Origin of the sequence: Bartonella sp. DB5-6 (assembly GCF_000278115.1) — a bacterium.
Classification (GTDB): domain Bacteria; phylum Pseudomonadota; class Alphaproteobacteria; order Rhizobiales; family Rhizobiaceae; genus Bartonella; species Bartonella refiksaydamii.
Window position 1 is genome coordinate 14,598 of sequence record NZ_JH725114.1, and the last position, 20,539, is coordinate 35,136.

Annotated in this window: 19 protein-coding genes; 4 read left to right on the plus strand and 15 right to left on the minus strand. The window is 38.7% G+C overall.

Features of this window, described 5'->3' with window-relative positions; translation table 11 throughout:
* On the plus strand, positions 1–514 hold a 514-nt coding region (locus MCO_RS10460; protein ID WP_007551809.1), incomplete at its 5' end, for a hypothetical protein.
* A gap of 426 nt (positions 515–940) precedes the next feature.
* Here MCO_RS10460 and MCO_RS00050 read toward each other — a convergent pair.
* The 14 genes from MCO_RS00050 to gshB all read right to left on the minus strand — a co-directional run bounded on the left by MCO_RS00050 (position 941) and on the right by gshB (position 16,806).
* Complete coding sequence (locus MCO_RS00050) at positions 941–1,819, minus strand: porin (protein ID WP_007551810.1); 879 nt, start codon at positions 1,817–1,819, stop codon at positions 941–943.
* Positions 1,820–2,157: 338 nt separating this feature from the next.
* Positions 2,158–2,991 carry an outer membrane protein gene (locus MCO_RS00055; RefSeq protein ID WP_007551811.1) on the minus strand — a complete coding sequence of 278 codons (834 nt, stop codon included), beginning with the start codon at positions 2,989–2,991 and terminating at the stop codon, positions 2,158–2,160.
* An 828-nt stretch (positions 2,992–3,819) separates the two neighbouring features.
* A complete protein-coding gene (locus MCO_RS00060) occupies positions 3,820–4,149 on the minus strand; it encodes a hypothetical protein (RefSeq protein WP_245256826.1) in 330 nt (109 codons plus the stop codon).
* Between the two features lie 391 nt (positions 4,150–4,540).
* Entirely contained in the window at positions 4,541–5,161 is a 621-nt protein-coding gene (locus MCO_RS00065; RefSeq protein WP_007551814.1) for a ribonuclease D, read from the minus strand.
* Complete coding sequence (locus tag MCO_RS00070) at positions 5,158–6,549, minus strand: M20/M25/M40 family metallo-hydrolase (RefSeq protein ID WP_007551815.1); 1,392 nt, start codon at positions 6,547–6,549, stop codon at positions 5,158–5,160. Before MCO_RS00070 ends, MCO_RS00065 begins: the two co-directional genes overlap by 4 nt.
* 77 nt (positions 6,550–6,626) lie before the next feature.
* A complete protein-coding gene (gene mutM / locus MCO_RS00075; RefSeq protein WP_007551816.1) occupies positions 6,627–7,502 on the minus strand; it encodes a bifunctional DNA-formamidopyrimidine glycosylase/DNA-(apurinic or apyrimidinic site) lyase in 876 nt (291 codons plus the stop codon).
* Positions 7,503–7,558: 56 nt separating this feature from the next.
* Positions 7,559–8,806 carry an aminopeptidase gene (locus MCO_RS00080; RefSeq protein WP_007551817.1) on the minus strand — a complete coding sequence of 416 codons (1,248 nt, stop codon included), beginning with the start codon at positions 8,804–8,806 and terminating at the stop codon, positions 7,559–7,561.
* A 30-nt stretch (positions 8,807–8,836) separates the two neighbouring features.
* Positions 8,837–9,691 carry a cell wall hydrolase gene (locus MCO_RS00085; protein WP_007551818.1) on the minus strand — a complete coding sequence of 285 codons (855 nt, stop codon included), beginning with the start codon at positions 9,689–9,691 and terminating at the stop codon, positions 8,837–8,839.
* A 612-nt stretch (positions 9,692–10,303) separates the two neighbouring features.
* On the minus strand, positions 10,304–11,026 hold the full coding sequence (phoU, locus tag MCO_RS00090; protein ID WP_007551819.1) for a phosphate signaling complex protein PhoU: 723 nt from the start codon (positions 11,024–11,026) through the stop codon (positions 10,304–10,306).
* A gap of 21 nt (positions 11,027–11,047) precedes the next feature.
* On the minus strand, positions 11,048–11,806 hold the full coding sequence (gene pstB / locus MCO_RS00095) for a phosphate ABC transporter ATP-binding protein PstB (RefSeq protein ID WP_007551820.1): 759 nt from the start codon (positions 11,804–11,806) through the stop codon (positions 11,048–11,050).
* Between the two features lie 59 nt (positions 11,807–11,865).
* On the minus strand, positions 11,866–13,158 hold the full coding sequence (pstA, locus tag MCO_RS00100; RefSeq protein WP_007551821.1) for a phosphate ABC transporter permease PstA: 1,293 nt from the start codon (positions 13,156–13,158) through the stop codon (positions 11,866–11,868).
* Positions 13,155–14,615 carry a phosphate ABC transporter permease subunit PstC gene (gene pstC, locus MCO_RS00105; RefSeq protein ID WP_007551822.1) on the minus strand — a complete coding sequence of 487 codons (1,461 nt, stop codon included), beginning with the start codon at positions 14,613–14,615 and terminating at the stop codon, positions 13,155–13,157. Before pstC ends, pstA begins: the two co-directional genes overlap by 4 nt.
* Before the next feature lie 63 nt (positions 14,616–14,678).
* Entirely contained in the window at positions 14,679–15,722 is a 1,044-nt protein-coding gene (locus MCO_RS00110; protein ID WP_007551823.1) for a substrate-binding domain-containing protein, read from the minus strand.
* A 145-nt stretch (positions 15,723–15,867) separates the two neighbouring features.
* Positions 15,868–16,806, minus strand: coding sequence for a glutathione synthase (gene gshB, locus MCO_RS00115; RefSeq protein ID WP_007551824.1), 939 nt, complete (start codon positions 16,804–16,806; stop codon positions 15,868–15,870).
* 88 nt (positions 16,807–16,894) lie between these two features.
* Here gshB and MCO_RS00120 point away from each other — a divergent pair, with 88 nt between their 5' ends.
* Positions 16,895–17,683, plus strand: coding sequence for a molybdopterin-synthase adenylyltransferase MoeB (locus tag MCO_RS00120; protein WP_007551825.1), 789 nt, complete (start codon positions 16,895–16,897; stop codon positions 17,681–17,683).
* A 445-nt stretch (positions 17,684–18,128) separates the two neighbouring features.
* On the opposite strand, the gene MCO_RS00125 is transcribed toward MCO_RS00120, so the two are convergent.
* Positions 18,129–18,698 (minus strand): cytochrome c family protein, encoded by a 570-nt coding sequence (locus MCO_RS00125; protein ID WP_007551826.1) that lies wholly within the window; start codon positions 18,696–18,698, stop codon positions 18,129–18,131.
* 106 nt (positions 18,699–18,804) lie between these two features.
* On the opposite strand from MCO_RS00125, the gene MCO_RS00130 reads away from it, so the two are divergent.
* Together MCO_RS00130 and MCO_RS00135 are read left to right on the plus strand one after the other, a co-directional pair.
* The gene (locus MCO_RS00130; RefSeq protein ID WP_007551828.1) at positions 18,805–19,536 is read left to right on the plus strand and encodes a 3-deoxy-manno-octulosonate cytidylyltransferase; all 732 of its coding nucleotides are present in this window, start codon (positions 18,805–18,807) and stop codon (positions 19,534–19,536) included.
* Positions 19,533–20,396, plus strand: coding sequence for a prephenate dehydratase (locus MCO_RS00135; protein WP_007551829.1), 864 nt, complete (start codon positions 19,533–19,535; stop codon positions 20,394–20,396). The genes MCO_RS00130 and MCO_RS00135 overlap by 4 nt, the downstream gene beginning before the upstream one ends.
* The last annotated feature ends 143 nt before the right edge of the window (positions 20,397–20,539 follow it).

The window sequence follows — 20,539 nt, forward strand, 5'->3', positions numbered from 1 at the left end:
CGCTGGCGCCTCTGATCTCGCTGGAGATGTTTGCAATGCCCTTGATGACGATGCTCGTACTGGTGCTACTGGCTGCGCTGCTGCTGTCTGCACTGGCGCTTCTGATCTCGCTGAAGATATTTGCGCTGAACTTACTCCTTGTGCAGGTCTTCCCGATGAAGTGATTCTTCTTGTCTCGGATGACGATGCTGCTGCTGGCTTCGTTGCTGTTGCAGGTGCTGTTGGTGTTGTTGATGAGCCTCCTGATGGCGCTGATGGTGTTTCTACAGTTGAAGTCGTTGATGTTTGTGTACTTTTTGCTGCTGGAGTTGAATTCGTTGATACTGTTGTTGTTGGTGGTGTTGGTGTTGTTGGTGAAGCTGATCTGCGAGATCTTGCTATTAAATTGTCTACTGCCGCATTACCAGAGGCGCCGATAGTGATGGTCTTTGTCTGCTTTTGCCTAGACCAAATTAAATCCGTATCGATACCAAAAACAAAGCTATCACCAAGATCAATATTAGAACCTGCGTAAAAACCCCCTTCAAAACCTGAAAGCTTAAACGATAAATCTTTATGTAGCGGTATAATTTTATCCTTATCAATACCACTCATATCAGGTTTACTTAAAAAACCACCAACTTGTCCACCCAAGTAAAAACCTGACCATGTAAAAGTAGGGGCTACAAAAGCTGTTGAGGTAGCTGTTGTAGGTTGATGAGGAACAATTACATCAGCTGCCTTCGTTGCAGAAGCTGAAATCAAAGCAAAAATAGATGCCGTTATTAAACATTTCGTATTCATAAAATATCTCCAAATATCCAAAACGGGTTATATGTAGTGCATCTCTTTCAAAATATCTGTAGCAAAAATGATACATTCACAAAAAAAATAGAGGCCTCGCCAAAAACGAAGCCTCTTAGAAATTTAATTTTGTATTAACAATTTCGTTTTTACAAAATTAGAATTTGTAAGCTACACCAACACGGAAATCATTAGTCTTATAGTTGAATTCAGCGTCATCCTTTTCGAATTTCTTTTTACCATAATCGGAGTAACGATATTCTGCACGCAATAAAACATTATCAGTCATTGCAAAATCAACACCACCACCAATGGTGAAACCAACCATTGTCATGGTTTTATCAGATTCTTTATTAGAAACTTTTTTACCGGATGCATCTGTTCCTGAAACTGTAGCAATACCTTGCATCTGTGCATAAGCAACACCACCAGCAATATAAGGCATAATGCGGTCAGCAGCAGCAAAACCAATACGTACCCGCGTAGCACCGGACCATTTTTCTTTAAATGTAAAACTTTCCTTGGTTGTAGCACCTGCTAAAACTGCTGCATCGCGAATTCTGAGAGCCTTCTCAACTCCATTACCTTCTAAGTTATGTTCCTTATCTTTATCACCACCTCCGTTATGTTCCTCATCTTTATCACCACCTCCGTTAGGCTTTTCAACTTCATGATTGTGAAGAACAGAGATCGTTTTTGTTTCTCCTCGGTCAGCCCAAACTGCATCGGTTTCAAGACCTAGAATGAGACCACTTCCAAGGTCTATATTAGAACCTGCATAAATACCACCTATGAAACCGGAAGGCTTAGGTGTATCATCTTTGCTGAAAAGTTTATTTTTTGTAGCCGGATCAGTTATCTCAACCTTACTCGAAAAACCACCGATCTGCGCACCAAGATAAAAACCTGTCCAAGAAAAAGCAGGTGCTGTAATAACTGGTGCACTTTCACGAGGAATGATAACATCAGCAGCCTGTACCGCAGAAGCTGAAATCAAAGCGATAACAGAAGTTGTCATTAAAGATTTTATATTCATAATATTTTGCTCCTAAATTTATTTATGACGCAATGCTATACGACTGTTCAAAGAAAATCTGTAGTAAAAATGACACAATGATAAAAATAGAGGCTCCTTCAAAGATGGAGCCTCTGAGTAATTTCGTTATATATGAAATCTTGCAAATTATATATATAAATAAACCATTGATATTACAGTTAAATTACTGCTTTTTGTTTACACATTTCTTTTTACCAAAATCAATGCATAGCAACATTCCACATATGTAACAATCTGTATTGTGTAACAATATAGTCACAGAAAATACCAAAAATGTCGCTAGAAACACACTTTTTAGTAATTTAGCTTACCATACGTTAAAATTTGTAAGCTACACCAACGCGAAAATCATTGGTTTTGTAAGAAGTTTCATATTTATCGTTTGAATATTTCTTTTTACCAAAATCGGAGTAACGATATTCTGCACGGATAATAACATTATTGCTCATTGCTAAATCAACACCAGCACCAAGAGTGTAACCAACAAACGTCTTTGTTTCATCAGACAGATTACCAGAAGCTATTACTTTACCTGTATCTTTTCCTGTTATTGATACCGACGCGATATCTTGAAGTTGTGTATAGGCAATACCACCAGCAACATAGGGCATAATACGTTCAGCAGCAAAACCAATCCGTACTCGCGTAGCACCAGCCCACTTTTCTTTAAAAGTAAAACTGTGAGTTCGTTTATCACCAGCTTGGAGTACATTGTCACCAATCTTAATTCCAGCATCTTTCAGGATCTTATTAACATATGGCACATGATTTTGAGCAATCAAATATACTTTCCCCGTTTTTGTGTCATCTTTATCAGACCACATGATATCTGTATCAACACCTAAAATAAGTCCATTCCCCAGATCAATATTGGAACCAGCATAAAGCCCCCCCATAAAACCTGATAATTTAGGTAAAAGGTTATTATTCATCGGAATGGTTTTTCCATTACTGAGAATATCCATCTTTGTTTTACTTGAAAAACCACCAATCTGGCCACCAACATAAAAACCTGTCCAAGAAAAAGTAGGAGCAACAATAACCGGTGAAACTGGTGTAGGCTGCGGGGGAACAATAACATCTGCTGCCTGCGCTGCTGAAGCTGAAACAAACGCAAAAGCAGAGACTGTTATTAACCATTTCATATTCATAATTTTTCTCCATAGCTGATATTTAAACACATGATTTCATATAGAGCCCCCCTTACAGATATCTGTAGTAAAAATGATACACTTATAAAAAAACAAAAAGCCTACACCCTCCTTAGCCATTTGATTTGTAATAAATGGAGTTTGTAATATACCAACGTAGAAATTATGCTCTTATCAAACGAGATACTGTTCTCTATGAGTTTTTTACAAAATTTGAAAACAGTACTTTCTATCTAAAGCATGCACTGTAGGTCATTGCAAATGCAACACCACTGCTAAAATGCACATAAACACTCTCTTCAGCTTTTTGCCCATAGCGTTACGTGCAACGATTTATTAAATTTTACTCTCATACTGGAAAAAAATCTGCATCTGCAAACGCCTCTATACAACGATCTGTAAACTATCTCTTTTGTAGATTTTATTGGACAAACCGTATCACCACCTTCACCCCACTACTGAGATAAATACCGAAAGATTACTCTCCGAAAATCTTAAAACTTAATCTTGCTCAAAAAGCTATAAATCTATCTGAAAATAATAACTAATACCTGCTCTTAGAAAAACAGGAGCTACTCTTAAACTTCTAGAGCAAAATCTTCCGTGTTACACTCCTGCATATCTACAGATTTTGCAATTGCCCATTGCTCTTATATACTAACCCTTTATACTCCTCTCCCTCAATCAATACAAAACTTAGCCCCATAACTAAAAGCACACAAAAACCTTCTCCAAACTCAAATTCAAGCTAAAAAATGCACGCCTCTTCTGCGTACTCCACTACTTCCAAAAAGTGAAATATATCTCTTGATGTTGCTTCTTCGCTTACTAAAAACTCATTGGTCCTCGGAAAAATAGATTTGGCCGGCTCGGTCTATTCAGAAATCTTGGACCTCTTTTTTTAGGTGTCCATGACACAGCAGCGAACTCAGCAACCTCTTTCCTGTTGTTATCAACAATACCCAATTTTTTTTTACTAGAAGCTTTATCTGAAAAATTGCTAACTTGTTTATTCATAAAATCTCTAGAAGAAGCAGGCACACGATTAGCTCCTTGTGCCACAGAAACTGAAGAAAAGGCACATACTGAAGCAAAGGCAATAGAAGTAACAATAAAATATCTCATATTTATAGAATTTATCTCCATGGTAATATTCATAATGGATTTTATGTAGAGCCCCCGTTTCCAATTTCAAAAAAAATAATACGCCTATAGATAATAAAGTGAGAACTCCCAAAAAACGAAGTCTTGTAGCACTGTGATTTTAAAATAAATGGAAATTTTTAAACTATATCAATATAGAAATCGCCGGTTTTAAATTATAAAACATAATTCAGCCATCAGATGTGAAACAAACTGAACGAGTGTTAATGCATTTCTCCAGCAAAGATATTTTACCCTGTATTTCCCAATGCACTTTCTGCGCTAAGAATTATGTTATAATCACACTATCATCAAAATAGACAAGAAAAAACACTGCCTGTAATATACAGGCAGTGTTTTCTAGTTACATCAATATTACTGCAATATTAAAAGCAAACTTTTAAACTCAGTTATGCGCAAAAATATCAACCTCCGACCATCCTAAAAGATCGAGTCTTGCCCTCATAGGTAAAAATTGAAAACATGCCTTTGCAACATTTTCTCGCTCTTCACGTCTTAAGCGTTCTTCAAATATATCTTTTAAACGATGCAAATATAAAACATCTGATGCGGCATATTCAATTTGCGCACGTGATAAAGTTTCTGCGGCCCAATCTGAAGATTGCTGCTGTTTAGAAATATTTACATTTAGCAATTCACCACAAATTTCCTTTAATCCATGACGATCCGTGTAGGTACGCGTGAGTTTTGAAGCAATTTTTGTACAAAAAACTACATCTGGCATAACGCCAAATGTATGCGCTAAAATAGAAAGGTCAAAACGTCCAAAATGGAATATCTTAGTGATTGCCTTATCTTCAAGCAACTTGACTAAATTGGGAGCATTTTTTTGCCCTTTAGCAATCTGTATAATGTCAGCAGTACCATCTCCAGAAGAAAGCTGAACAACACATAAACGATCACGGTGTGGTTGTAATCCCAAAGTTTCTGTATCAATTGCAACAGCATTAACTTGATAATTATCCAAATTTGGTAAATCGCCTTGATAAACGCGGATTTCAGTCATTTATCCCTCTTATTTGCTAAAGCTGCAAGAATTCGTGCCCAAGACCGCTGCCCTTTATGAAACGATTTTAAATTATACTTTTCATTAGGTGAATGAATACGGTCATCAGCTAGTGCAAAACCAACCAAAACAGTTTCCATATCAAGAATTGACTGAAAATCTCCAACTATGGGAATCGAACCACCCATAACTGTTAATAAAGCTGGATTACTCCACTCTTGCGATAAAGCATCCTTCGCTGCCTCAATAAAAGGAGAATCATAGGGAAGCTGAATTGCTGGAGAAGCACCATGCCCCTTAAACGCAACCGTACAGTCAGCAGGAATAAGGCTACGCACATAATCACGAAAGGCCTGACGTATTTTTTCTGGATCTTGCTTATGTACTAAACGGAAAGATACTTTTGCACTCGCTTGAGAAGCAATAACTGTTTTAATCCCTTCTCCCTCATAGCCACCACTAATACCATTAATTTCTGCTGTAGGACGCGCCCATACGAGCTCTAAAACGCTTCGTCCTTTTTCACCAGCAGGGATGGAAAGCCCAATAGGACCAAGAAAATTTTCAGCAGTACAATTAAGTTCGTTCCATGATTGCAAAATATGTGGAGGTGTTTCTTCTACTCCATCATAAAAACCAGAAAGTGTTACCCTATTATTTTCGTCATGCATTCCTGCCAAAACTTTAGCTAAAATACGAATGGGATTGGCTGCAGCGCCTCCAAAATAACCAGAATGTAAATCACGATTAGCCGCTGTGATAATAATCTCTTCTGCCATGATACCCCGAAGAGCAACTGAAACAGATGGTGTATCTGCATCCCACATCGACGTATCACAAACCAATGCGCAATCAGCCCTAAGCTCATCCTTATTTGCTTTCAAAAAAGGAATAAGTGAAGGAGAAGCACATTCTTCTTCACCTTCACATAAAACAGTAACCTTAACAGGAAGCTGCCCTGTTTCTTTCTTAAATGCACGACACGCTTCAATAAAAGTCATGAGCTGACCTTTGTCATCTGAAGCTCCACGAGCACAAATAACTTTCTCTCCATCTCTCTCTTTTAAAGAAGGTGTAAACGGATCATCTTCCCATAAACTCAGCGGATCAACAGGTTGAACATCATAATGTCCATAAAACAACACATGTAGACAATCATCTGAAGGTCCCGGATGATGCCCGACAACCATCGGGTGACCAGGTGTATCGCGCCGTGAAGCTTCAAAGCCTATGCTTTTTAAATCCTCTACTAACCAATCAGCTGCTTTACGACATGCATCCTTATAAGCGGGGTCTGTAGAAATCGATTGGAAACGTAAAAGGGAAAAAAGGCGTTCAAGGCTCTTTTCTATATTCTCATCAAGATGTGTTAGTATTTTATTCAGCATAAAAAAAGACCTCCAAAGCCTTATGTAATTGTGGATACGACTTTAAGCCTCCTGTAGAATTTTGCAAGAGACCTTATTCATTTTTGACATTGTGGACAGTAAAAACTTGAACGCCCTGACTGTAGAATACGAACAATAGGCGTTCCACATTGCAAACATTCCTTGCCTTCTCGTCCATAAACTGAAAAAGCATGTTGAAAATAACCGAGAGAACCGTCTACATGCATATAATCACGTAAAGAAGATCCACCAGATAAAATTGCTTCAGCAATCACATTGCGTATATTCTGTGCTAAGGAATGAGCAAATTCACGTGAACGTAGAGTTTTCAATGCCAATGTAAATGCTCTGCGCTGTGGAGACAAACGACTACGCCAAAGCGCTTCGCAAACATAAATATTTCCGAGCCCCGCAACGATAGACTGATCAAGCAAAACTCCCTTAAGAGATATTTTTTTATTAACAAAAACCTCTTGTAAATAACTACCAGAAAACGCATTACCTATAGGCTCGAGCCCTAGATTCTTTAAAAGTGGATGTTCATAAAGCCTACGTGTATCTACTAAAAGCATAAACCCAAAACGACGAACATCATTATAAGTAAGATGATAAACTTTGCCATCCTGCACCTGAATATCCATGACAAAATGATCATGCCTCACAAACTTCTCGCTAGTAAGAGAGTTTTTTTTAAAAAAATCATCCTCTACGCGCCATGATCCTGTCATTCCTAAATGACTCAAAATCGTTTCATTCTGTGAAAGATGAAACAACAAATATTTCGCTCGCCGACCAATTTCTATAATCTTCCTGCCTACAAGCCTCTCAGAAAACGCCTCAGGGAAAGGAAATCGCAAATCCCTGCGATTAAGTGTGACAGAAATAACCTTTGCACCAGTTACAACAGACTCTAGTCCACGACGAACTGTTTCTACTTCAGGAAGTTCAGGCATCTACTATCTTCAATAATTATGAGCATTCCAACAACACCACTAAAAAAATAATAATATTAAGCCCACTCACCCTTACGAAACACAGGAACTCTCATACCATTTTGCGTAATGCCATCTATATCAATTTCACCTGAGCCAATCATCCAGTCAATATGAATCACACTTTTATTACCACCACGCGCTTCAATTTCTTCTACTGTCAACGATTCTCCATCTAAAAAGCATTTGGAATAACACTGCCCTAAAGCAATATGACATGCAGCATTTTCATCAAATAATGTGTTATAAAAAAGAAGACCACTCTTAGAAATCGGTGAAGAATGTGGAACAAGAGCAACTTCACCCAATCGACTTGCCCCCTCATCACTTTGCAAAACTCGTTGCAAAACTTCCTGCCCTGTTGATGCACGTGCATCAACAATACGCCCCGCTTCAAACCGCATTTCAATATTATCAATAAGTGCTCCTTGATAAGAAAGAGGCTTCGTCGAACGTACAAAACCCTCCACCTTATATGCATGAGGCGTAGTGAATACTTCTTCTGTTGGAATATTAGGATTGCATACCACACCGTTTTGAGCCGCTGATGCACCACCATGCCATTCATGATCATCTGCCAAACCAACTGTTAAATCAGTCCCTGTCCCTGTAAAGTGCAAAGCAGAAAAACGCTGCTCATTAAGCCAAGATGACCGTTGCTTCAAACTTGCATTATGGACAGCCCATGCGCGCACTGGGTCCTCATCTGTAACACGTGAAGCAGAAAAAATTGCAGTAGCTAACTTCTTAATCGCTTCATTAAGCGGTAAAGAAGGGAACATTGTCTCAGCCCACCCTGCTGTCGGATAAGCAACTATCGACCAATTCATGGCAAAATTTGATATTTTTTTGAGAGCTGGCTGGTAAGCAATTGAAGTAGCTTTATTTAAACGTGAAACCTTATCAAAATCTTGATTGGAAAGTAGCAAAGGATTATCACCAACAATAGCTAAACGCGCAGCCCCATTTTCAAAAGCCTTCGCCATTCCCTCATATAACCAAGAAGGTGCACAATCAAAACTAGCAGTATGTGCGTTTTCAAAACGTGTAAGTGATAACATATCATCACTAAAAAGTGGAGTAACCACACCAGCCCCAACCTTATAGGCGTGATATGCAATACGCCTAACAAAAGGTAATGCCGAAACTGGAGCCGTCAAAATAAGATCCTGCCCCTCTTGTAAATTCAGTCCGACTTTTACCGTAATTTCTGCAAGACGATTAAGCATTTCGGGTGAAACGGTTTCATGAGTATCAAAGTGCATTACCAATATCCCTCTTTTGTTATGAAAAAGTTACCGGCTTCTGTACCGTTTTTCTAATACTGCAACAATTGCATTTAACTGATCTGGTGAAGGCATAACATAGGCAGCCACAATTGATTTGCTTTCCCCTTCCTTATCTATACGATGAGGTGCAAATGTAGGAATGGGAACTTTATCAAGTTGTACTGCAACAAAAGACATGGCATGCACCTTATTCGCCTGCGTTATTTCTACCAGAAGAGGGGCGTTTTTCTTTTCCTCTGCTTTTATCTCTTTACTTGCTACGCTTGTGTCCATGAAACTCGGTGTATTGCCAGAACGTTCTTGGGCAAAAGCATAAGCAACATCATAAGGACGATCATTAGTAGGAACTTGAAGCGATCCATCACGTGAACGCTTTTCATAAAAGGCATTTCCCCCTGCAACACGAACATAATGCATGTTTTTATAAGGAAAAGATAAACCTGCGGTATGAAAAAACTTAGCATTTTTAAGTTTCTGATCCCGTTCGCCGCGCAAAACAGCATCAGCTGCCTCTCTAACACGAGCAACAGATGCAGGCTCCGTCATAGGACGCGTTAAAACGCCGGGAGCAAACTGTTTGTACTGACCGACAACACTACAAATTGTTTTTGGATAGGCGGTTGAATTAACACGATTCATAACAACGGTTCCAACAGCTATCATTCCTTCACGACTTGTACGATTTGACTCAAAATACATTGCACGCATAAGGCATTGGCGCTCAGTCAATGGATACATCACTGTTTTTGCCTTCTTATTATCATTTACTTTTCCAACACCAAAATGATCTGAAGCACATCCCACAATAACTAACGGCGCTAAAAAACAAGTAACAAAAACAGTCCAATAATTTTTTTTCATCTTTACAACACATTCTCACATCTTTGAAGTATTCAAAATTCGAATGAGTTTTAAATGTATCTTCAAAGAAAGTACACGATTAATTGTTACCGCTTAGTAAAATTTTAATACAAGTAGTAATTAAAAGGCATTTATGCGAAATAAAAAATAAAAAATTCTTAATTTACAGATCAATATTGTTATCCTTAATAGAAAAATGTAGCCACACAACATCAACCTCTAACCAACCCTTATGCTTCAGTCGCCCAAAAAATAATATGCCTACGACAACTCTCCAACCACCCTATATACAAATAAAGATTGGAGCACTAAAACTGTTTCCATCAATATTGAGGAAACTAACACGAATACCCTTCGACACAAATTTGAAAAAAATAAGGAGGGGGAAGCTTATCTCTCCGGATAAAGTGTACGCGATCGTATCATCTTATATCCAAATGTGTCAAATTGAGAAATAAAAATCTGCAATATTACTTTGAAAAGCCCCTTCATCACTTTTTTGACACTTGCTTGTAATACATTTATGATATTCTTCCTAAAACCATACCACAAGAAAATGCTCAATGATTTTTATCTTTAAAAACAAGCTCATTTTATACATCTGAGAAAAAATTAATCTGTTTTTTTCTCACCTACCCCAACTTTGTAGGTAAGATCATCGCGAGGACGGTCAGAAGACATATGATGGCCTGTTATGATATAATGCAGCATTTCCGCAATATTGGTGACATGATCACCAATTCGTTCAATATTTTTTAAACAAAACAGTAAGTGCGTACAAACCGTAATATTACGCATATCCTCCATCATGTACGTCAAAAGCTCACGAAAAAGAGAAGTATATAGAGCATCAATTTTACCATCGCGGTCACGTACTGCATCAACACGCTCCAATAAACGGCTCGTGTAAGCACCCAATACTTCCTTTAATTGACTGAGTGCTAAAGCTGTCATCGTTTCAAGCCCATGGTAAAAAGCAGTGGGTTGACGTGTTTCTGAAAGTGCTACCGTCCGCTTTGCAATGTTTTTAGCCATATCTCCAATCCGCTCAAGATCAGAAGAGATACGAATAGCACCAATAATTTCACGCAGATCAACAGCCATCGGTTGGCGCTTGCAAATAACGGTAATCGCTTTTTCATCAATGTCACGTTCTGCTTTATCTAAAAACAAATCATCAGCAATAACTGTCGTCGCAAGTTGAAGATCATTACATACAATCGATGCAACAGAACGTTCAATCATCCTTTCTGCATGACTCCCCATTTCTGTAATCCTTGCTTGCAAATATTTTAGTTCTACATCATAAGAACGGACAGTATGGTTCATAGACATAGCTTATACTCCTTAATTCACCTATCCAAAACGCCCTGTAATATAATCTTGTGTGCGTTGTTCTTTTGGTGAGGTGAAAATCGTTTCAGTCGCACCAACTTCTACTAAATGCCCCAAATGAAACATAGCCGTATATTGAGAAACACGTGCCGCCTGTTGCATGGAGTGTGTCACAATAACAATTGTATAATTTTGTCGTAATGCATCGATAAGCTCTTCAATACGTGCTGTCGCAATTGGATCAAGAGCCGAACAGGGTTCATCCATCAAAATAACTTCAGGACTAACTGCAATGGCACGCGCAATACACAAGCGCTGTTGCTGTCCTCCTGACAAACTTGTTCCTGCTTCATGAAGACGATCTTTCACTTCTTCAAATAAACCTGCCTGCCTCAAACTCTTTTCAACCACATTATGCAATTCGGCACGCGATTTGACTAAACCGTGAATGCGTGGTCCATAAGCAACATTCTCAAAAATAGATTTTGGAAAAGGACTTGGCTTTTGAAAAACCATCCCTACACGAGCGCGTAATTCTACAACATCAATCCTCTGGTCATAAATATTCTCCCCATCTAAGGTAATAAGACCCGTTATTTTAGCACCTTCAATCGTATCATTCATACGATTGAAACAACGCAAAAAAGTCGATTTCCCACAACCGGAAGGACCTATCAAAGCCGTAACCTGATGTTCAGGAATATCAAGCGTAATACCGTGCAACGCTTCTTTACTTCCATAAGAAACCTTTACATCTTGACCACGCATTTTAATTTTCATTACAAAAACTCACCTTATTTGAAAACACAAACCTTATCAAAATTACTGCTTTATCGAAATTATTGACGCCGCTCAAATCGACGACGTAAAAAAACCGCAGAAATATTCATGATTGCAAGAAAAATCATTAATACGATAATAGCACCTGACGTCTTTTCAACAAAAGCGCGCTCTGCCTCACCTGCCCACATGAAAATTTGAACAGGCAAAGCTGTTGCTGGATCCATCGGTGTAGCAGGAATATTCACAACAAAAGCAACCATACCAATCAAAAGCAAAGGCGCAGTTTCACCCAGAGCTTGAGCCACTCCAATAATCGTGCCTGTCAAAATACCAGGTGCTGCTAAAGGAACAACATGATGAAAAACCATTTGTGTTTTCGATGCTCCCAGTCCTAAAGCTGCTGCGCGAATAGAAAGAGGAACTGCACGCAAAGCAGAACGTGTTGCAATAATGATTGTAGGAAGCGTCATAAGAGCCAAGACAAACCCACCAACGAAAGAGGCAGAACGTGGTAACCCAAAAAAATTAACAAAAACAGAAAGTCCTAAAAGACCAAAAACAATCGAAGGTACAGCTGCAAGATTATTGATATTAACCTCAATAAAATCTGTAAATTTATTTTTGCGTGCATATTCTTCCAAATAAAGAGCCGTTGCTATCCCTATAGGGAGAGAAATCACTAGAACTATGACTATCATGTAAAGAGAACCGATTATCGCAACACCTAGCCCCGCAGTCTCAGCACGACTTGAAGCACCAAATGTAAAAAAACCAAAATTAAATGTTTTATAAAGTGTACCATCGTGCACCAAGCGTCTTATCCATTCCACTTGGCGATTGGAGACTTTGCGGTTTTTTTCTGCTACGTGCAAATTAATCTGCCCTTTATAAGCAGAGTCAATATCTGCCGCTGCCAAAACTTTGATTTTTTGCGTTGTTCCAATCAGCTTTTGATCTTTCGTGATCATTTCACGTAGTTGAACACGTACACTATTTGAAAACATACGATTAACATCCCGCAGAGATGCCTTATCATTTTGATCTACATCAAGCTTTTTCGCCAAAGCATTCCGTACAAGAAGCGGATAATTGGCAGTTATGAGTATTTGTGGATTTATTTCACGCTGCCCACTTGGATCAATGACCTTCTCATCTAAATAAATCGGTAACATCATTTCACTTTGAAAAAAAGCTGTATAACCTTGGCTAATGACGGTCCATAAAAGTGCACATAAAAAAAATAAACCAATAAAAATGGCAGTTAAACCATACGCACGGAAACGACGCTCAGCCCAATATCGGCGTTTGAGAACAATGTTGCGACGAGGAAAAAGAAAATCTTCATTCATTCATATTGTTCCCGATATTTACGCACGATGTAAAGAGCAAGAACATTCATCAAAAGAGTCATAATAAAGAGTGTCATCCCTAAAGCAAACGCAACAAGAGTTTGTGGAGAATTAAACTCAAAATCACCTGTCAATTGATTAACAATCTTAACCGTCATCGTAGTCATTGCTTCGAATGGATTAAGCGTTAAGTTCGCTGCAACACCTGCTGCCAAAACCACAATCATCGTCTCTCCAATTGCACGCGATGCTGTCAATAAAATGGCTCCCATAATTCCTGGAAGTGCTGCTGGTAGAACAACTTTTTTAATCGTTTCAGATTGCGTTGCTCCTAAACCATAAGAGCCTTCGCGTAAAAAACGCGGAACAGCCGTAATAACATCATCGGACAAAGAAGAAACAAAAGGAATCAACATAATTCCCATCACAACTCCAGCAGTCAAAACACTTTGAGCCATAATAAAACCAACACCGCCCGAGAGAGAAACAGAGAGATCACGTAAAAATGGTCCTACAACCTTCAAAGCAAAAAAACCATAAACAATAGTTGGAATACCAGCAAGTACTTCTAACAATGGTTTCACAATTGATCGCAATCGAGTAGAAGCATATTCGGCCATATAAAGAGCTGAAAATAATCCTATAGGAACAGCAAAAAGCATTGCTACAAATGCAATATAAAGTGTACCGGCAAGAAGTGGTAGGAGACCAAATTGTCCCACTCCATTGCCCGAACCGCTAGCTGAAAAACGTGGATCCCAAACCGTTCCAAAAAAGAAATTTGAAAAGGGCACAGATTGAAAAAAACTCATCGTTTGAAAAAACATTGAGAGTGCAATGGCTACTGTCGTCAAAACAGCGACTATAGATGCACAAATCAACCCAATAATAATCAAACACTCAACCTTATTGCGTGCACGCTGACGCGGAGCAATTTGCATAATTCCACAGATAAAACCTAAGAATGCAATGATAAAAATGATACCACGTCCAATAAATTGCAACTTTTCAGAAGAATTAACCCATGACTGTGCTAGTCTTAATATATCATCTGATGTATCATGGGGCAAAACAAAGCCTTTGGTGAATAGTTGTGCCCGCATTTCTTCATACGAAGCGGTAGCAAAATCCCCCTCAAAGTGATGAGCCATTTTTACCAAACTGCGGATAATCCCCAAAATAAGGTCATGATCCACACGCTCTGTCACATGCGCGCTATATGCCCAGACCTCTCGAGATGCGCTATATTCTAAATAAACGGCACTCCCACCATCCCAAAGAATTAAAAAAATGAGAGCTGGAATAACAGTCATCGAAAATGTCCACCAGCCATGATAAGAGGCACGAGAGTGCATTTTGTATTGTGCATATTCAAAATAGCGAGCACGCATATAAGAAACACAAAAGCCAATAAAACCAAGAAGCAATAACAGAAAAATAATGAAAGAAATGCGCATATTGTCTTTACAATTTTTATAAAAAAGCAGTATAGAAAATCCCCACAGTGCAAATCTAGAAAATTATTTCAAAGTCATCACTCTACCAGCAGAAAAAGCAGAACGCTGCGCTTGGCGCTCTTTTTCGGAAGCAACAATCAAACCATATTCAGCCAATGGGCCATCTGGACCAATCATTTGGTCAGAAAGAAAAAAGTCGACATATTCCTGCAAACTGGGAACGATACCTAAATGAGCTTTCTTAACATAGAAAAAAAGTGGACGAGAAACAGGATATTTACCATGAGAGATTGTTTCAACAGTTGGCGCAAAACCGTTAATATCTGCGACCTTCAACCTATCAGCATTATTTTGATAAAAAGACAAACCAAAAATACCAATCCCTGTTTTATTAGAAGTCAGACGCGCAAATGTTTCAGAATAATCTCCATCAATATCAATAACCTTCCCATCCCTACGCACTGCAACACAAGCAGCGTGTATCGCCTTATCATTCATTCCCAAAGCTTTCATCGTCTCCACTGCTCCACTGGATTTACACCCCGCAGCTAGTAATTTTTCTTCAAAAACTTCACGCGTTCCATGCTTTTCTCCAGGAATATAAGCTGCTATTGTCCAATCAGGAAGAGCACTATTGACTGCATTCCATTTTGAAATATTATTGGGTTGTAATTTCCCATCTACAATAATTTGAGCAGCAAGCGCCCTATAAACATCTACTGGCTGCAATTTCCAATCAGGACCATTTATATCTGTTGCAAAAACAATGCCATCATACCCGATGCGTATTTCCTCAACATCTTTCACACCAGCATCAAAACAAGACTGCAATTCACTTGGCTTCATCGCTCGTGAAGCATTAACGATATCAATTGTATTTTCTCCAACACCACGACAAAATTCCTTAATACCAACTCCTGTTCCTCCCGATTCAATAACTGGAACCTTAAAGTGAGGGTAAGTTTCTCCGAATATCTCAGCAACGATTTTTTGATAAGGTAAAACTGTAGATGAACCAGTAATCTGAATTTGATCACGCGCTTTTCCCATACTTGTCAACACAAGTGCAAAAAATAGTCCTACTCCGACTGATAACACTGTCTTCATCCCTGCGCTCCTTAAAATGTGAATCAAAGCCTCTTGCTTGCATTAATGATTTAAATGTAATTCACATTTGCAACATAACAAATATAAAAAAAGCAACATTTATAATTTTTCTGACAAAACCATATTATTTCCTTCTAAAACAAATTTAATTGGAACGTTTGAATTCAATAACATCCCAGAACAGATGAGCAATATCCGTACCTGAAAAATGTTTAATTTCACGAATCCCAGTAGGAGACGTAACATTAATTTCTGTTATATAATCTCCGATCACATCAATGCCTACAAGAAGAAGACCACGTTCCCGCAAAATTGAACCAATGCGTTTACAAATCTCATAATCACGTTTTGTTAAATCAATATTTTCCGCGCGACCTCCAACATGCATATTAGAGCGAACATCTGTTTCCGCAGCAATCCGATTAATCGCTCCAACAGGCATGCCATCAAGCAAAATAATCCGTTTATCCCCTTTTCGTACTGCACCTAAATAACGTTGAACAATAAAAGGTTCGCGGTAACTTTGGGCAAACATTTCTAACAACGATGCCAAATTGCGATCATCCTGCTTCAAATGAAAAACACCTGCCCCCCCGTTGCCATAGAGTGGCTTCACAATAATGTCTCCAAATGTAGCTCTAAAGGCTGTTATTTCTTCAATATCCTTCGTAATTAATGTTTCTGGCATCAAATCAGCAAATTCAGTAACAAAAATCTTTTCTGGACTATTGCGCACCCATGCTGGATCATTCACAACAAGCGTCTTGGGATGAATACGCTCTAATAAATGAGTCGTAGTGATATAATTGAGATCAAAGGGGGGATCTTGGCGTAAAAGAACCACATCCATATCCATTAATTTGGTGCGAACAGGACTCCCCAATTGGTAATAGTGTTCAGTATCATCATACACCGTCAATGCCTCTAATCGTGCAATCACACAACCATCACGCATAGATAAACGATCTGGTGTATAATGAAAAAGAGTGTGTCCGCGTTCTTGCGCTGCTAAAGCAAGAGCAAATGTTGTATCTCCTTGAATCCGGAGTGTTGAAATATGATCCATCTGAATGGCAATTTTCATGAATAAAACCTCCTTATAACTGAAAGCGGACTAGCCTATGTGCCATAAACTTTGTAAACAATAAAGGAACTATGACAAGAGGAAGCCTATGACACAAGAAGCTGATACAAAATTAAGTAATGAAGAAATCGAACGCTATGCACGCCACATCATTTTGCCTGAAATTGGTGGCGCGGGACAACAAAAATTGAAAGCTGCACGTGTTCTTGTTGTTGGCGCAGGTGGTCTTGGTGCTCCTGTCCTCACCTATTTGGCTGCCGCAGGCGTTGGTACCCTCGGAATTGTTGATGATGATATTGTTTCGCTTTCCAATTTACAACGTCAAGTTATTCACAAAACAACTGCGGTCAATCAAAAAAAAACCGACAGCGCCAAAACTACTATAGAAGCAATTAACCCCCATGTTACCGTTGAAAAACACAATTTACGCTTAAAAGAAAGTAATGTGGATGCACTTCTCAACGATTACCACATCATTGTTGATGGCAGTGACAATTTTGCCACGCGCTATCTACTTGCTGATCACGCAGCCCTCTGTACAAAACCTTTAATAAGCGGCGCTGTAAGACGTTTTGATGGCTCCCTAACAGTGCTCATGCCTTATAAAGACAACAATCCTCACTATCGCGATTTATTCCCCAAACCACCAGCTCTTGGAGCTACTTCGTCATGTGCTGAAACTGGAATCATCGGTGCTTTACCTGGAGTCATCGGCACACTACAAGCAATGGAAGTCATTAAACTTATCACAAACATTGGTGAACCTTTAGTGGGGAAAATCCTTCTTTATGATGGATTATCTGCGCAATTTAATATAGTTACTTATAAACGATCAGATTCCAGTGCTAATACAGCAACCATTAAGACTTGCATATAAGAATTTTGGGAATGAGAAAAATACAATCGGCAGAACCATGCTTAACTATTTCTCTTTGCGTATGATAATTACTTCACGTGCAAGTACTTTAACGACCTTCAAATTATGACTCATAAACACCCCTCCCCAAATGATATTTTTGTTGTAAATGACGTAAAAGAGCAATAATCTACGCTTGCGTACTTACATCAAGCACCGTTGTTGGCTCATAAGCATAAATTGGATGATGATAAACGTTACTGTTCAGATACCAAATAGTGTCGGTACGATTAGTAAAAAATGTCGAGGAGAAAAGTTACTATTTTTTATTTTATCTTCCAATACAATTTTATTGGGTCAATTTTAGATGATACGTCAATAACAATTCCCTTTGTCAATCTTTGAAACCAAAACTACAAACAAAAACCAACCGCACTCCTTCTCCAGTGAACCCTTTTGGCATAATTTAGTTCGGTTCGTCGTCTTTATTTTTATGATCATTATTCGTTAAAGAAACAGGATTATCGGATAGACTGCGTAAATAAAGCAAAAGATCAGCACGGTCTTGATCATTTTTGATTCCACGAAAAGACATAATTGTTCCTGGAAACGCTTTACGTGGTGATTGCAGATAACGATCCAAAGTTATAAAATCCCATTTTTGATCAGAATTCGTGCGTAAAGCCCGTGAGTAAGAAAAATTTGGTGCTGCCGCTAAAGGACGGTTCACTATGTCCCAAAGCTCCGGACCAACGCGCCCTGATTCATTACGACCAGAGGTATGGCATATAGCACATTGGCGAAAAACTTTACGCCCATTTTCAAGATTGCCTCGGTGAAGGCGGTCATTCAGTGACAAAACACTGTCAGACGCCTGTTGTTTCTCCTTAACCACATCGTGCTTTTTAACTGTATGAAACTGTTGAACTAACGTAGAATAATCATAAATTGTATTGTTGAATATGGAAATGCCCATCAAAACAATCAGCACAAATAGACAAGCAAAAATAAAATAGGCAATTGTCGAGCGATTCATAAAAACTCAAATGTTTATATTTTGATTACTATTTTTAGTTTAAGCTTTTTCCTTGTAATAGACAACGTTATAAACGCATTACACACGGAATTTTGGAATTTTGCAAATGACTCTTGAACCAATTATTCTTATTCCCGCTCGTATGGACTCAACGCGTCTCCCCCAAAAAGCTCTCGCTGAGATCGTTGGTAAGCCGATGATTGTTCACGTTGCTGAACAAGCAAAAAAAGCTGCACTTGGACGTACTATCGTTGCAACAGATCATAACGATATCGCTAAAGCGGTTACGGCTTACGGGTATGAATGTATCATGACATGTAGCCATCATAAATCTGGATCTGATCGCATTTATGAAGCTTTAACCCATATTGATCCTGAACGACGCTACAATGCTATTTTGAATGTCCAAGGTGACCTGCCAACAATAACCCCTAGTGAAATCATCAGTGCTTTACAACCTTTAGAAAATAGCTCCACTGATATTGCAACTTTAGGCGCTAAAATCGTCGAGGAAAATGAAAAAACAGATCCCAATGTTGTCAAAATTGTTGGTACACCATTTTCTCAAAATCGCCTTCGTGCTCTTTATTTTACCCGCGCAACAGCCCCTTATGGAGATGGTCCTCTTTACCATCATATTGGGATATATGCCTATCGACGTGAAGCGCTTGAACGATTTGTAACGTTCAAACCCTCTGCGCTCGAACAACGCGAAAAACTTGAACAATTACGTGCTTTAGAGCATAATATGTGTATCGATGTAGAAATAATCAACTCTATTCCTTTAAGCGTTGATACACAACGTGATCTTGAGAGAGTACGCGAAATTTTAGCATGAAAACATTTAAAAAAACCAATAAAATCTCTTTCCAAGGAGAATATGGAGCCAATTCTCATACAGCATGCATCAATATGTTTCCCAATATGGATGCTGTACCCTCTGCTACTTTTGAAGACGCACTCAACCTTGTGGAAAGCGGAGAGGCTGATCTTGCTATGATTCCTATTGAAAATACTCTTGCTGGCCGCGTTGCGGATATTCATCACCTTTTACCACAATCATCTCTTTATATCATTGGTGAATATTTTTTGCCTATCCATTTTCAACTAATGGTTTTACCCGGTGTCACGCATGACGAAATTAAAACCGTCCACAGCCATGCACATGCCCTTGCACAATGCCGTAAAATCATACGTAACAATGGCTGGATACCTGTTACTTCTGCTGATACAGCTGGAGCCGCAAAATTTATTAAAAAAAATGCAAAGCGTTCACAAGCGGCTTTAGCTCCTTTGATTGCAGCAGATCTCTATGATCTTGATATTCTTGAAAAAAACGTTGAAGATAGCCCTCATAATATTACCCGTTTTGTTATCCTTTCACCTTCTCAACAATATGTGCCTAAACCCCAAAATGGTGAAAAGATCATCACGAGCATTCTCTTTAGAGTCCGCAATGTCCCAGCTGCCCTTTATAAAACTATGGGAGGATTTGCCACAAATGGTATCAATATGACAAAATTAGAAAGCTACCAAATTGGCGGAAACTTTAATGCAACACAGTTTTTCGTTGATATTGAGGGACATCCTGAAGATCCCATGATGCAACTCGCCTTAGAAGAGCTAGCTTTTTTTTCTGCTGAATTCCGCATTATAGGTATTTATCCAGCTAAAAACGACCGAACACTAGACGTGTGATGAACAATAAATCGCAAGGGAGTTGCACATAATGAGTATTGAAAAAGCAAAGGAGCCCCAAGCAACACGATGAAATAACGCAAACACAAACAACACAAATTGTTTCTGGGTACTATAAGAGAAATTATCATTGATAATATGAA